The organism is Dickeya lacustris (assembly GCF_029635795.1).
In the GTDB taxonomy this organism is placed as follows: Bacteria; Pseudomonadota; Gammaproteobacteria; order Enterobacterales; family Enterobacteriaceae; genus Dickeya; species Dickeya lacustris.
In genome coordinates this window covers 2,711,623-2,725,459 of sequence record NZ_CP114280.1, presented here as the reverse complement: position 1 = coordinate 2,725,459, position 13,837 = coordinate 2,711,623, and the positions used below count along the sequence as shown (strand labels likewise).

15 protein-coding genes are annotated in these 13,837 nt (G+C 50.6%); 4 read left to right on the top strand and 11 right to left on the bottom strand.

Features of this window, described 5'->3' with window-relative positions; genetic code table 11:
• Positions 1–125: 125 nt before the first annotated feature.
• From O1Q98_RS12360 to O1Q98_RS12350, 3 genes are read right to left on the bottom strand one after another with little or no spacing between them, the layout of a single operon-like run.
• The gene (locus O1Q98_RS12360; RefSeq protein ID WP_278141740.1) at positions 126–1,010 is read right to left on the bottom strand and encodes an FtsX-like permease family protein; all 885 of its coding nucleotides are present in this window, start codon (positions 1,008–1,010) and stop codon (positions 126–128) included.
• 49 nt (positions 1,011–1,059) lie between these two features.
• The gene (locus O1Q98_RS12355; protein WP_278141738.1) at positions 1,060–2,568 is read right to left on the bottom strand and encodes an ABC transporter permease; all 1,509 of its coding nucleotides are present in this window, start codon (positions 2,566–2,568) and stop codon (positions 1,060–1,062) included.
• Between the two features lie 3 nt (positions 2,569–2,571).
• Positions 2,572–3,279: an ABC transporter ATP-binding protein gene (locus O1Q98_RS12350; RefSeq protein ID WP_125257855.1), complete on the bottom strand. Its 708-nt coding sequence runs from the start codon at positions 3,277–3,279 to the stop codon at positions 2,572–2,574.
• 580 nt (positions 3,280–3,859) lie between these two features.
• Here O1Q98_RS12350 and vfmE point away from each other — a divergent pair.
• The gene (gene vfmE / locus O1Q98_RS12345) at positions 3,860–4,423 is read left to right on the top strand and encodes an AraC family transcriptional regulator VfmE (RefSeq protein ID WP_125257854.1); all 564 of its coding nucleotides are present in this window, start codon (positions 3,860–3,862) and stop codon (positions 4,421–4,423) included.
• 53 nt (positions 4,424–4,476) lie between these two features.
• Here vfmE and O1Q98_RS12340 read toward each other — a convergent pair whose 3' ends face one another.
• From O1Q98_RS12340 to O1Q98_RS12315, 6 genes are all read right to left on the bottom strand, one after another.
• Positions 4,477–5,514, bottom strand: coding sequence for an alpha/beta hydrolase (locus tag O1Q98_RS12340; RefSeq protein ID WP_125257853.1), 1,038 nt, complete (start codon positions 5,512–5,514; stop codon positions 4,477–4,479).
• On the bottom strand, positions 5,501–6,856 hold the full coding sequence (locus O1Q98_RS12335) for an MATE family efflux transporter (protein ID WP_125257852.1): 1,356 nt from the start codon (positions 6,854–6,856) through the stop codon (positions 5,501–5,503). Before O1Q98_RS12335 ends, O1Q98_RS12340 begins: the two co-directional genes overlap by 14 nt.
• Before the next feature lie 23 nt (positions 6,857–6,879).
• The gene (locus tag O1Q98_RS12330; protein ID WP_125257851.1) at positions 6,880–7,494 is read right to left on the bottom strand and encodes a VfmB protein; all 615 of its coding nucleotides are present in this window, start codon (positions 7,492–7,494) and stop codon (positions 6,880–6,882) included.
• Positions 7,484–7,750 (bottom strand): acyl carrier protein, encoded by a 267-nt coding sequence (locus O1Q98_RS12325; protein ID WP_125257850.1) that lies wholly within the window; start codon positions 7,748–7,750, stop codon positions 7,484–7,486. The genes O1Q98_RS12330 and O1Q98_RS12325 overlap by 11 nt, the downstream gene beginning before the upstream one ends.
• 12 nt (positions 7,751–7,762) lie before the next feature.
• Positions 7,763–8,722 (bottom strand): 3-oxoacyl-[acyl-carrier-protein] synthase III C-terminal domain-containing protein, encoded by a 960-nt coding sequence (locus tag O1Q98_RS12320; RefSeq protein WP_205744227.1) that lies wholly within the window; start codon positions 8,720–8,722, stop codon positions 7,763–7,765.
• Positions 8,723–9,152: 430 nt separating this feature from the next.
• Positions 9,153–10,037 (bottom strand): carboxylate/amino acid/amine transporter, encoded by an 885-nt coding sequence (locus O1Q98_RS12315; RefSeq protein WP_125257849.1) that lies wholly within the window; start codon positions 10,035–10,037, stop codon positions 9,153–9,155.
• Positions 10,038–10,318: 281 nt separating this feature from the next.
• Between O1Q98_RS12315 and O1Q98_RS12310 the strand changes: the two genes are divergently transcribed.
• Complete coding sequence (locus O1Q98_RS12310) at positions 10,319–10,819, top strand: MarR family winged helix-turn-helix transcriptional regulator (protein ID WP_125257848.1); 501 nt, start codon at positions 10,319–10,321, stop codon at positions 10,817–10,819.
• Positions 10,820–10,884: 65 nt separating this feature from the next.
• Here the strand turns inward: O1Q98_RS12310 and argG are convergent, their stop codons facing one another.
• Complete coding sequence (gene argG, locus O1Q98_RS12305; RefSeq protein ID WP_125257847.1) at positions 10,885–12,234, bottom strand: argininosuccinate synthase; 1,350 nt, start codon at positions 12,232–12,234, stop codon at positions 10,885–10,887.
• Positions 12,235–12,259: 25 nt separating this feature from the next.
• On the opposite strand from argG, the gene O1Q98_RS12300 reads away from it, so the two are divergent.
• Positions 12,260–12,535: a hypothetical protein gene (locus O1Q98_RS12300; protein ID WP_125257846.1), complete on the top strand. Its 276-nt coding sequence runs from the start codon at positions 12,260–12,262 to the stop codon at positions 12,533–12,535.
• Here the strand turns inward: O1Q98_RS12300 and O1Q98_RS12295 are convergent, their stop codons facing one another.
• Complete coding sequence (locus tag O1Q98_RS12295; protein ID WP_125257845.1) at positions 12,536–13,396, bottom strand: nickel/cobalt efflux protein RcnA; 861 nt, start codon at positions 13,394–13,396, stop codon at positions 12,536–12,538.
• A gap of 100 nt (positions 13,397–13,496) precedes the next feature.
• On the opposite strand from O1Q98_RS12295, the gene O1Q98_RS12290 reads away from it, so the two are divergent.
• On the top strand, positions 13,497–13,775 hold the full coding sequence (locus O1Q98_RS12290; RefSeq protein WP_125257844.1) for a metal/formaldehyde-sensitive transcriptional repressor: 279 nt from the start codon (positions 13,497–13,499) through the stop codon (positions 13,773–13,775).
• Positions 13,776–13,837: the final 62 nt, after the last annotated feature.

The window sequence follows — 13,837 nt, the reverse complement described above, 5'->3', positions numbered from 1 at the left end:
CACCTTACAGCATAATCGATTCGTGGTAACAGTTAACGGCCTGGCGGCGGCAAACTGGAGCATCCGGCGGTATCCTGCCATGAGCGCCTGCGCCAACGCTACTGACAGAATACGTTAACGCCCGATTATTCGTAGCGGATCGCATCTCCAGGCTTCATCATGATGACGCGCCGTGAGGGAATCCAGGTGGCCAGTGCGACGATAACAACGATGAACAGCGCAACGCCAACAAACAGTAATATAAAATTACCTCCACCATCGCCATACACCCGGTTAATTTTAGGCGCAGCAAAGATTGCCAGCGGTAGCCCAAGTGCCAATCCCGCAAACAATTGTCTGAGACCTGAAAACATCAACATGCGAAGCAACCGGGTTGGCGTAGCACCTAGCGCCTGACGAATACCAATTTCCTGAGTCCTCTGATTGATTGCATGCTGTGTTACACCATAAATCCCGCTCGCGGCCAGTACCATAGCTGCGGCACCAAAGAGTAAAAAGAGGTTAGTCACAAATTGGACACCCACCGTATTACGGGTGAGCTGATCACTTAAGGTTTGAGGCTGAGAATGATCCATCATCGGCCCTATCTGATTTAACGTATCTGCAAGCGATGATGAAAACCGTAACGGTTGTGATGCTTTAAGCATCACTGTCAGCGGTTGGTTGGCCTGGCGCAATTGCAGCAATGAACGATACACCGTCGGGCGAGTTTTAAACTCACTGAAAGGACGACCATGAATGACATGGGAAACCACCCCAACAACAGTAAACCAGCGGTAGTCATCACCATCACGAAAACGCAGTCGCTTACCAATGACATTTTTCTCTTGTGGCCAATATTTATTGGCAAATGAATCACTGACAACTGCAACCGGTAAGGTGTCATCAGCATCGGTCTGGGCAAATTCACGCCCATTGACTATTTTGACGCCAATCGCTGTCAGGCTACCCGGCATTAACCGCACATCATTAACGAGCGAATAAGCCAATGTTTCCTGACCGGATGCCACTCTATCTTCAGTCACCACTTGATGGGGCAGAGTAAATTGTCCAGGTGCGCTAGAGGTTTAATGCGGCTGCCTGAACTCCTGAGATAGCACCAATCTGACTCATCAGGTTCACGTACAATCTCTGGCGGCTGGGATCGTCGGGATAACTCTCTTTATCAAGCGTTATTTTGGCCACTAAGAAAGGATCTATCGGTACACCATAATCCGCCCGGGTAGCACGCATCACTAATAACAATAACAGCACGCTAATACAGAGTATTGAACAAGACAGCGCCACCTCAACGATAACCAACGTTCGGCTAAAACGTCCCACTCTGCGCCCTTGATCGCTATTCGCACCATCACGTAAAGCATAAGCAAATTTACCGTTAGCAATTTTCCATGCAGGTAATGCGCTGGTCATAAGAGAGGTTGCAATGATCAAAATGACTGCATCTAAAATTACATTGCTATCTAAAGACAAATGCCACCAGACGGGTACTTTATTCGGTACAAACTTAGGGAATATATAATTAGTAATCTCAAGTCCCCATGATGCTAATAACACACCTATCACACCGGCAACTGAGCTAATAATCAAACTCTCCCATAGCATTTGCATTACCAGCCGGAATGTTGGGGAGCCCAGTGCGACACGAATAGCAATTTCTCGCGACCGTTGATTTGAGCGCGCCAATAATAAATTACCGACGTTAAAACAGGCTAATAGCAGAATAAACCCTACAGCAGAAAGCATGACAAAAAACGTCTGTGCAGTTTCTTCCCCGGTAAAATTCTCTTGAAAGGTAAGCGTTTTAGCTGAAATGCCTTTATTAACCGTAGGATATTGATGTGCAATGTCCTGCATCAAGCTATCCAGTTCAATATTAGCAACTTCAGTATTAACGCCTTTTGCCAGATGAGCAAATACAAACACCTCTGGTGCCTGCTCCCTCTCTAATATGGTCACTGGCTCCAGGTGAGAAGGTAGCCAGAGATCATGGTAAAACGGGAAGGCAAATCCTTTAGGCATCACGCCGATAATGCGGGTCGCGGTGCCATTAATTTTAATAATCTGATTAAGAATATCACCCCGACCATTAAAATAACTCTGCCACAATAAATAGCTGATTACGACTACACGCTCTGCATCTGGTTGCATATCCTGCGCAGAAAATGGGCGACCAATAAATGGTGACACACCCGTATAACTGAACATTTCTGGCGTATTATAGACTGCAATATAGCGAGCTGATTTTTCACTATCTTTTATATCAACATATTCGGCATGAAAATAACTGACATCCGTTAATTTGGTCGTTTTCTGCCGAATATACTGATAATCAAGAAAGTTCATTCCCGCATCATTTAACGCCTCACTGTCTATTTTCGGCGTTACCATCACCATCCCCTCACCTTTTGGATAAGGCAGGGTTTTATACATAATGGTGTTAATCACCGAATACATATACAACGCCAGCCCAAGCCCACAGGCCATCACCGTGATGGTCAGTACGCTAAATCCTGGGCTTTTCAGCAGCAGGCGCAGGGCGTAACGAATATCGAACCAGAAATTCATGGGTTATACCGCCTGTCGTAGCTGTCCGTTTTCACCATCGGCCACCACCTGACCGTCAGAGAGCACGATGGTTCGCTGGGCACGCATCGCCGAACGCGGGTCATGCGTCACAATACAGATGGTGGCGCCATCCTGATGTAATTCGTCCAGAATATTCATGACCGCTTCAGCATTGGCGGAATCCAAATTACCGGTCGGTTCATCCGCCAGCAGCAGTGAAGGCCTGCCGACAATCGCACGCGCGACAGCGACGCGCTGTTGCTGGCCGCCAGAGAGCTGTGAGGGGTAATGCCTCACCCGATGGGACATATTGACCTTCTCGAGCGCTTGAATCACTCGCTCTTTTTGCTCGGCGCGGGACAAGTCATTACGGTAGGTCAACGGCAGCGCGACATTTTCAGCAATAGTCAGATCGCTGATAAGGTTAAATGACTGAAAAATGAAACCAATTTCTCTATTACGCAACCGAGCCATTTCCCGGCGGCTAATGCGCTCAACATCCGTGCCATTCAATCGGTACTGACCCTCTGTTGGGGTATCGAGCAGCCCCATTATCGACAACAGCGTCGATTTCCCACAGCCGGACGGCCCCGCGATAGAGACATATTCACCCGTGTGAATAGAAAGGTTTATCTTGCTAAGGGCATGCGTTTCGATTTCATCGGTAAGAAAAATTTTATGCACATTATCAAGTTGCACCAGCACCGTCATGGGAAATCCTCAGTGTATAAATAGAGTCAGCCTTCCTGAGGCCGAGGGTATTTTACAGGTCGCTGCGCACCCACATTTATCTCTGGTTTTAAAAATCGCTCACTAACATTAAAAATATCGCCTGGCCGATGATTTTATCGGGTCTCGGCCCCTATCATGCAGCGAGGGGCGCAGAATCACAGCACAAATCATGCCAGACCGCCGCTTCAGGCCAGATACCGGCAGCATTTCGCAGTAAATGCCCCAAACACCGAGCAAATCACCGATTGCGGCCACATGTTCAGGTGACGCCCAGCCCCGGCGCAGTTATCCCGCCTGCCATTTACGAGACAGAAAATCCCATATCCGATATGCACCCGTCCCAATAATGGGACGAGTTACGTATATCCGTAATCATTTATGTTTAAAAACAACACCATAAAAAATGGCACGTTATTTGCGAAAGAAGGCATGTGTCGATCGTCAATGAAACGGGCGACACATCTGACAAGGGACAATAACTAACCATCGACCTCGCCGCTGTACGGACTGTTGGACTGTGCTGGACCAGACACGGGGAATTTATTTTGGGGATGACACCATGAGCCTGCAAACGACTTACGCCCATACGCTGGATAACGACATATTCAATAATAATCTCATTCAGGATATGTACCGCCGTCACCCTAACTTGCGCAAAACGCTGGCTGCGAACAATAAAGCAACCAGTCTGGCAAGTATTATTGACTACATCATCGACAATATTGGCAATAACATCACACTGGAAGATCTGGAAGCAGTCAGCGGTAAATCAAAGTTCGATATTTGCCGTCTATTCAATCAGGTCTACAACATCACGCCTATGCGCTGGATCTGGCGGGTACGCCTGACGCTGGCAAAAGAAATTATCCACATCTCGCCAAACTGGTCACTGACCGATATTTGCTACGCCTGCGGTTTTTCATCCCTGCCGCATTTTTCACGCTGCTTTACCAAAACCTACAACATCCCACCGCTGAAATACCGCAAAGCCGTCTCTCAGGAAAGAGAAAACGAACTCCCTCGCACCCTGAGCAACATGAGTTTCGATATCATCTTCGGCAAACAGCGTCACCTGTTCTCTCGCCATGTACTGCTGGATAATATCCAGAACCTGTGTAACTGAGCGTTGATAGCGACAATGTCAGCCACACGGTCGCCTGATGTCGCCGTGTGGGGCTAGCAAAGCGCAGCGCTATTGCCTTGATAAATAGGTTGCTTCAATGCGGCGGCAGTTCCATTGTCGCGTGCCAGAAACGCTAAAATACGCTGATGTACTTCGGTACTGCGCAAAATACCGAGATGCCCCAATCCTTCGGTATAGAACACTTCACTATCGGCAAACGCCTGATAAATCACGTGGGCCATATCAGGGTGGACGCGGGCATCTTGCTTGTCATGGCAGATAAGCACCGGGCATCGGAGCGTGCGGTACAGTGCAACGCCGACATTATCGGGATGTACACCAAAGCGCCGTGCATACAGCGCTTTCATCGGTATCGCTAATGCCGACGAGACCGATGCGCCCGCCAAAAAACGGTCAATCATCTTGCCGAAATTATCCGGGCTTGCCAGCAGCACCAGTCGCCTGGCCGCCAGGCCCTGCGCCAGTGCCAGGCTGCATACTAGGCCGCCGCTGGAATGGCCAATAACCGCCTCAAACGGTCCGTAGTGCTGCCCTAACACCGTTAATAACGACGCCAACTCATAATTAGACACCCGCTTTCCTTCGGACAAGCCGTGAGCCAACAGGTCAGGCATCACCACCGCGTATCCCTGCGCTTTTAACGCCTCACAGAGCGGGCGAAACATGATGCCGCGCCCTTCCCAGCCATGAACCAGCAACACGGTTTTTAGCGGTTTATCGACAACGGGAGCCCAGTGAAACACACACACGTTCTTGCGCTGAAAACGCAGCGTGGTTTGCACAAATCCGGCCAGATAATCTCTGTCCATCTGCTTGTAGGAGATATAACGGGTCGTTTCAAACAGGCGCAACAAGTAGCGCGCGGCCAACTGCAATGAGCAACGCTCCAGCAACCACAGGTCGGCCAGCCGTAGCGCGCGGCACAGACGAATATAGTGAGTCTCCGGCGTAATCTTCACTTTCAGTAACAGCGACGGGCGGCGCTTCATTTTTACCAGCAGCCGGTAATAGGTGTAGTGAATGACCGTTGCCAGCCACATCAGCGGATAGCACAGGTTATACAGCAGCATCCCGCTCTCCCAGCGCTTTGGCCAGCAGCCGGTATTCACGCAAAAATACCGTGGCATACAACAGATTAAACAACACGATCAGCACCGCAATCATACGAATATTATCGAAATAACGTGCCGCCGCCAGCGCCACCGCAACCATTAACAGCTCCAGCAACACGGTAAAAAGCAGCACTCGCTTACCGCGCTCTAGCTGTTCTAACAGCGTCTGCAATGCCGCAACCAGCGAGGTGAGAAAAAAGGTCGGTAACAGCAAAACAAGCAGCGTCTGACTTGCCTGGCGAATGGTCGCATCATTGGAAAACCCCGCCACAATGCCGCCGCCGCTCCAGCACAACGCAAGCGTCAGTAAAAAATAAACCAGTGCAATCATCCCGACGCCGCTATTGAGCAGCCGCACCTGCTGCGCCAGTACATGGGTTTTTAGACGCTGGTTAAACAAAATGGCGATCGCAGAGCCGATTGCCACCGCCGGAATGATAAAAAAGGCGCGCAGCTTAATCACAATCAAGAACGCGGGCAGGTAGCCTTCGCCCAATTTGGCCACCAATGGAAACAGCGCCATTGAGCTAAAAAACACCACCAGCATGGAGAAAAACACCGGAATGCCCGCATCTGCCAGTAGCGCTAACAGGCGTGGGATAAAGGCTCCGGGGCGATCATCCGGCACCGGTGTCGTCACCCGACCAAGCGCCATCACCGCCCACGGCAACAGCAGCAATGCCGGTATGCTGTTTGCCAGCAATACCGCATCAAATCCTAACTGATAGACATGAAACCCGAGGTAGCACCCGGCGGCATTGAACAACACATAGCTACACATCAGGCTCATGGCCTGCACTGTCCGCCCCTGGCCGCGTAACGCCGCATTAACGACCTCAAGCGCCAGAAACGGTGCCATAGAGAGAAGATAGCCTGGCGCGGCGCTGCGCATCAGCGAGAGATCGTCACTATTCATCCAGCGCGCCAGCGGTGTCGCCAGCAACCAGCACAGCGCCGCAACCAACAGCGTTGCCACCACCCCGGCGACGGCCAGTAAAAAACTGCTCTGGCGGATACGCTGACGCGGCCAGTCATGGCGCGATCGGGCGCTAAATACCTGATTGGTAATCGCCAGACACTCCATAATGGCGATAAACAGAAAGTTGAAAGGCTGTAAAAAAGAGAGCGTGAGCAGCGTCTGGCTCTGTACGCCATTACCCAGAATGGCAATTTGCAGGTTTTGCGACAATGACACCACCACGGCAGTGATCATCATCGGCCAGGCCAGCGCTAAAATATGCCGGATATCCCCGTTAGCCGTCGGCGCAGCACGGGATACTACGCGAGAAATCAAACTCATCGTTCCCTATCCTTGTGTGATGTTCAGACTGCCGTCAGGCAACTCGCCTTGCCATAGACGCTATAGAGCATCATGGAGAGATAAGACAGGCTGTGGGTGTTGCCGAGCAGGAAACCATGCCCGCCCATCATTTTTTCCGCCTCATTGTTTAGCTGAGTTATCTGGTAGTGATCATCTTCAAGGCCAGCCCAGTCAGCCTGTTGTAAACGCAAATGCTGCTGCTCCAGCAACAGGGCCGCTTTCCCGGCAACATCAGCGAAACTGGCTTTAATCAGTTGATGTCGGGTGGTTTTAGTACCGAAACTGCTGCGCTGGGATAAATGCTGCCAGCTCATTGTCTGCATCCGGGCCAGCAGGCCAAGGCGGGCGGCACACACCAGCACGGGAAAAGCGGCGGGCAGCGTCAGCGTTTCACGACGTTGCACCACCTCAAAACCGAGGTGGTTAAGTACGCGGTCAAACACTGGCTGTTGCTGGCCCTGCGGCGCGGATGCCTCGATAGCCTTAAGGTGATAGTCGAGCGGATGAACATAACCGTCGGCAGACGCAGCCTCAGGCTGTAACAGGCAGGCCAGCGCTTGCGCCAGCGTATTATCTTTAAAGGCCTGCCAAACCTGGGTGAGCTGTTCAGCTGACATGCCGCACCTCCTGCAACACATTGGCGTTAAGCCAACCTATCAAGCTGCCAACGGTGGTAAACGCATCCATGTTGATTTGATCCGGGTCGAACAACAGCCCGTCGATTTTATCCTCGAGCGTGAGTAGAAATTGCACGAACATCACGGAATCCAGGTCGAGATCGTTATCAAAATCCGTATTCTCATTAATCTCCAGCGTGTCGTTTTCCATCACTTCGCGTAACGCCTGTTGAATAGTCGTAAATACCGCAGACATACCTGTCTCCTGTTAACTGTCAATTTGCTGTATCAGTGCGCAGGAGAGCGTGACACCCATCCCCATAGAAAAACAGAAATAGTTTTTTGCGCTACCGGTGGTCTTTTTCATTAGTGAAGAAAAATTAAACAATACGTCCGAACAATACAGATGCCCGTAATCAGAAACCTGCTGGCTGAATAACCGTTCACCCATATTCAGACGCAGCGCCATCTGGTTTAACAACGGCACATTAAGATTGCAGGGAACAAAATAATCGATTGCATCCATGTTAAGGCCGCTTTCGCTTACGGCCTCGGCCACAAAAAGACATAACGCATCGAGCAGGCACGCATTGAGTTGCGCCTTTTCCTGGCGGCTCATCTTGCCTGGATTCTGATAGAACTGGCTCAAATGCCTGACGGCCGTAAACGTCACCCGATAAGAACCAGGGCTCGCATTAAACAGCGCCGCAACCGGTAATTCACCCTGAAGCCCAACCGAGAAGCGGTTAATTTCAGGGTGGAATGCTTTCTCACCGGTTAATAACAGCAATGGCTGCTGTCGGTAACGCCTGCTCTGCCTGAACAAATGCAAGGCCGATAACGCCGATGCACAATGATTCAAACTGAATGTGACCGCCTCCCACTGCGCTAACTGCTGGCGATTGAGCATGTCATCAAGCCAGGTGCTGTCAAACAGCGTGTTATGCGTTTGCGTTTTCGCATACACCAGCAACCCACGCTGTTCGCGCAGCGAAGGCCTGTCGGCAAGCAGCCCGGCAAGCGTCTCTTCCAGCATGCACTGATGGCTGGCCGGGTGCATCGGCACCGTGCGCAACTGGTAGAGCTTCTCCATCACTCGCCGCTGCCCGTCACGCAATTGATGAGATTCGCCAAGCGCCTCTAACGGTATGCGCTGAATTTGATCCGGTGCGGCATGATGAATAGCATTCAGGCAAAACAAATCAGTTTGCGATGAACTTCCCACCATTTATGCCTCAATTACGCCTATATCTGACATTTCACGACACTTTGCCAACACCCAGATTTTGTTTTTATCCGCAATTGCCGAAGCGGTTTTTTCAGCACGCTTTTCGTTTCAAAAATGGGATTATGCTAGCGAAATATGGGATTGGGTGGTAAAAACAGCCAAAAAATCGGCTCAATAGTGGGACGACGGCGCAAAGATAGCGGGAAAGAGCTGAAATGCGGCCCCTCACAACGCGAGGGGCACGGCAGATATGCAATACGTCCTGCATATTCTTCTTTGTCAATTTTTTCTTTGTCGATTTCTTCTTTGTCGATAGGTTCACTGATGCCGTGCAGGATGATGGGTCACAGCATTTAACCGGTGGCTATCGCGTTTTATTTAACTCACGGCCCATTTTTTTATAAAAGATATTTTGAGTGTCGTTTTATTGCTACGAAAAATAGCCTGGCTTTTTCAGCACTGTTTTATTTTTACCCGGTAAACGCACATCCTGAACAATCACAATGCCAAAAAAGATAAATGCCACACCAATCCATTGCGCCGTTGATAACTCCTGATGGAGAAAGAAAAAACCCAGCAAAAGCGCCACCAGCGGGCTAAGAAAAGTCAGCATCGACATGATAACCGGCGCATTGGCCTCAACGCCGGAAAACCACATAAAATAGGCCAGTAACGAGCCTGGAATAGCCAAATAGACATAGCCCGCAATATTGCTCAGGGTAATAATATCCGGCAAAGGCTCGGTCAGCATGTGGATTGGCAAAATGACCAGCCCTCCGCAAAATAGCTGCCAGCCGGTAAAAGTCAGCATCGTCATACCCGCTGGCCGCCCCCACTTTTTCGTCAACACAAGGCCCGATGCCATACTGAAGGTTGCTAAAGCCGCCGCGATTAATCCGGCGTGGTTAAGCGGGGAGCTCGGTAATGAAATCAGCAGCACAATCCCTATCCCTCCCGCTACAGCGGCAAAAATGTGCTTTTTCAACACCGGTTGGGTGAGTAAGAGAAAAGAGAGCAGAATCACAACCAATGGTTGCAATGCACCCACTAACGCCACCACGCCCCCTGGCAGGCGGTAAGCGGCAAAAAACAACATCACAAAGAAAATACCAATATTTAGCGCACCTAAAACGAGCAGCCGCCATAACCAACTGGCCGGTGGAAGCGCTTTGCCGAAAATAAGAATAATACCGGCGGGTAATGCACGCATCAGCGCAGCTAACAGGGGTTTATCTGCGGGAAGAAATTGCGTGGTCACAAAATATGTCGTTCCCCAGACACAGGGAGCGTAGAAAGCAAAATCCTTGATCTTCACGAGACAAACCTTCCTTAAATGTTCCTGTCCACGGCAAGAATCAGCGTGCAAACGGCTGCCCACAGGCAGCCACAGCAACCGACCGGAGGCGCACATCCCTGTGCTATGGGTAAACAACACTGTATATTACGATTTCGTAATATACGCATTCGTAATTAACATGTCAACAACATATCACATTGAATATTTTTTCCTGCAATATTACAGTAGCTACGCCGCAGCCCATCTGCGACCTTTAATAAAAAGGAATATTTTTATTACTATTCAAGGATATAAACACAATGGCTCGTTATCTTGAAGTCTCTGATATTGTTCAACAATGGCGTAATGAACGCCCAGACCTCAATGTAGAACCGATGTTAGTGATTGGCTCACTGTCTCGCGTTAGCCTGCTTATCGATCGCGCTCTGGATAAAGTTTTTAGCAAATACAAACTCAGCGCCAGGGAATTCGACATTCTGGCGACGCTAAGAAGACATGGGGCACCTTATGCCATCAGCCCATCGCAAATTGTTAATGCGCTGATGATTAATAACAGCACCTTAACCAGCAGGTTAGATAGGCTGGAGCAAGCAGGCTGGTTACGCAGAATGCCGATTGAGGGCGACCGCCGCTCCGTTAATATTCAGCTCACCGATGAAGGTTTCGCCCTGATTAACCGCGTGGTTGAAGAGCATGTGGCCAATGAGCGCGAGATTTTATCGCCATTCAGCGAAGAAGAGAAAAACCTGCTGCGCGGCCTGCTAGGACGATTTGAAAAGCATCTGCTCAATCATCACTAAACGCAGACTGCCAATATGCAAAAAAGGGCACCATATTGATGCCCTTATTCCAGAACCTGAGCACGTTACTTCGCTGATTTATCCAGCAACAGCGGGTTGGCTACCTGCGGCAGACCGGCATTGCCGGAAGAAATCAAACCGCTTTCTACGTAGCTGAACAGTTTTTCACGGGTATCGGTAATATCCAGATTACGCATCGTCAACTGGCCGATACGATCGTCCGGCGAGAAGACCGACTCGCCCTTCTCCATCGTCAGACGTTCAGGTTTGTAGGTCAGATTGTCTGATACGGTGTTCAAAATGGAATAATCGTTACCACGGCGCAATTCCAGCGTCACCTCACCGGTAATCTCACTGGCGACCCAACGCTGTAGCGCATCACGCAGCATCAGTGCCTGCGGGTCAAACCAACGCCCCTGATACAGCAGACGCCCCAACTGGCGGCCATGGGCATGATACTGTTCGATAGTATCTTCGTTATGAATGCCCGTCACCAAACGCTCATAGGCAATATGCAGCAATGCCATCCCCGGCGCTTCATAGATACCGCGACTTTTCGCCTCGATAATACGGTTTTCAATCTGGTCACTCATGCCAAGGCCATGACGTCCACCAATACGGTTGGCTTCCATCATCAATTCCACATCGTCAGCAAACGTCTGGCCGTTCAGCGCCACCGGCTGACCACGTTCAAAACGCACCGTCACCTCTTCTGCCACGATGCGCACAGCCTCATCCCAGAATTTTACGCCCATGATCGGGTTGACTATCTTCACGCTGGAATTCAGGAATTCCAAATCTTTCGCTTCGTGCGTGGCACCCAGCATGTTGGAGTCGGTGGAATACGCTTTTTCTGCCGACATTTTGTAGTCAAAGCCCGACTGCGTCATAAACTCGGACATCTCCTGGCGGCCGCCCAGTTCATCGATAAAATCGGTGTCCAGCCAGGGTTTGTAGATTTTCAGTTCGGCGTTGGTGAGCAGGCCATAACGGTAGAAACGCTCAATATCGTTGCCTTTGTAGGTACTGCCGTCACCCCAGATATTGACGCCGTCTTCTTTCATTGCGGCGACCAGCATTGTGCCTGTTACCGCACGGCCTAGTGGGGTGGTGTTGAAATAGGTCATACCGCCGGTGGTGTTGTGGAACGCCCCGCACTGAATCGCGGCAATCCCTTCGGCAACCAGCTGTTTGCGGCAGTCGATCAGGCGGGCATTTTCCGCACCATACTCTTTGGCGCGACGCGGAATCGCCTCATAATCGTCCTCATCCGGTTGCCCCAGATTTGCGGTATAGGCGTAAGGCACCGCGCCTTTCTGACGCATCCACAATAATGCGGCGCTGGTATCCAGACCACCGGAGAAAGCAATCCCAATCCGCTGGCCCACCGGAAGATGTTTCAAAATCGTCGTCATAACTATTAATCCCTGCTTGATTTCGATGGCGTTAAGCTTAACAGCCCTGCCGCCGGTTTACGCAATATCTGGTGATGCACTGAAGCACGCACTACGCCGCACACGTAACATGCTGACGAAAACCCATCGCACACCAATGCATATTTATGCAAAATTTATGATTGATAATTTAAACATCTTTTCCGGCATACCGGAAGAGAGGAGGACATTTTTCAGGAAAAAAATTCGCGCTGTCGGCTTAATGACGACAGAAAAAATGCCAAAAGCAGCTGATGAAGCCGCGCGCACGCCGCAAAAATAACTAGAGTGGCAAGCGAGCCCAGCCATGCAGCAACATATACACGCCAACCAATGCAATCAGCAGGCTGGAAAAATAAGGCGCTCGGCGCGCCAGCGCAGCAAACCCCGGCCAGCGGCGGCTGGCATGGCGAACACTTAATGCGGCCCCCACACCAACGGCAACCAGCGTTAGGGCAAGGCCAATACTAAAGCACACCACCAACGCTGCGCCCAGCGTAAAAGCCTTCACCTGAATACACAACAGCAACACGGTAATCGCTGCCGGACACGGAATCAAACCACCGGTTAAACCAAATAACACAATCTGAAGGTTGCTCGCTTCTTGATTTGCAAAGCGCCGACGTATTTCATTCGCATGCGCTCGTTCATGCGCATCCTGATACTGCGCATCGGCCGGTGTGCGGGGGGAATCATGGTCGTGATGGTCGTGATGGTCGTGATGGTCGTGATGGTCGTGATGGTCGTGATGGTCGTGATGGTCGTGATGATGATCATGCTGATGGTGCCGCCACAACCACTCTTCACGCCAGGTGCGCCACGCCATCCACAACGCCGTGACTAAAATAATAATACCAGACACCAGTTGCAGCCAAGGCTCCGCACTCTGAGCGGTAAAACGCTGACTGAGGTACATACCGCCAAGCGCAATCAACCACACAACGGCGGTATGAGATAAAGTGGCCGCCAGCCCCAGCATCACCGCTTGTCGCACCGTTCCTCGGATAGCCACAATAAACGCCGCCATCATCGTCTTGGAATGCCCGGGCTCCAGGCCGTGTAATGCGCCTAATAACACGGCACTGGGAATAAATAACCAGGCGTTTGCGATACCCTGCTGCAAAAGTAAGGAAAAATCCGTCATAGTTAGCGTCCGAAGCAGTCGGTCACGCGGTGGCCGTCTGAAAGTGAAATGATGAAATATACTATACCCCAGTATAGTGCCAGACAAGATGGGAGACGGTATGCCACATACCATTCATGACAAGAAAAAACTGCTCACGCGCGTCAGACGCATCAAAGGTCAGGCTGAAGCATTGGAAAAAGCGCTGGATAGCGGGGAACGTTCTTGTCTGGACATCCTGCAACAAATCGCGGCTATTCGGGGAGCGGTCAACGGCCTGATGGGTGAAGTTTTAGAAGGGCATATCCGCAGCCATCTGATGAATGAAGAGGCTGATCCAAGCGAGCGCAGCGCCGATTTAGAAGCGATTGTCAGCGTTATTCGCTCTTATATGAAATAAAGAACGCGTTTAATAGAAGCTATCGGAAGTGACGTTTATCGCCTGCGCCCGCAAGGAAACCA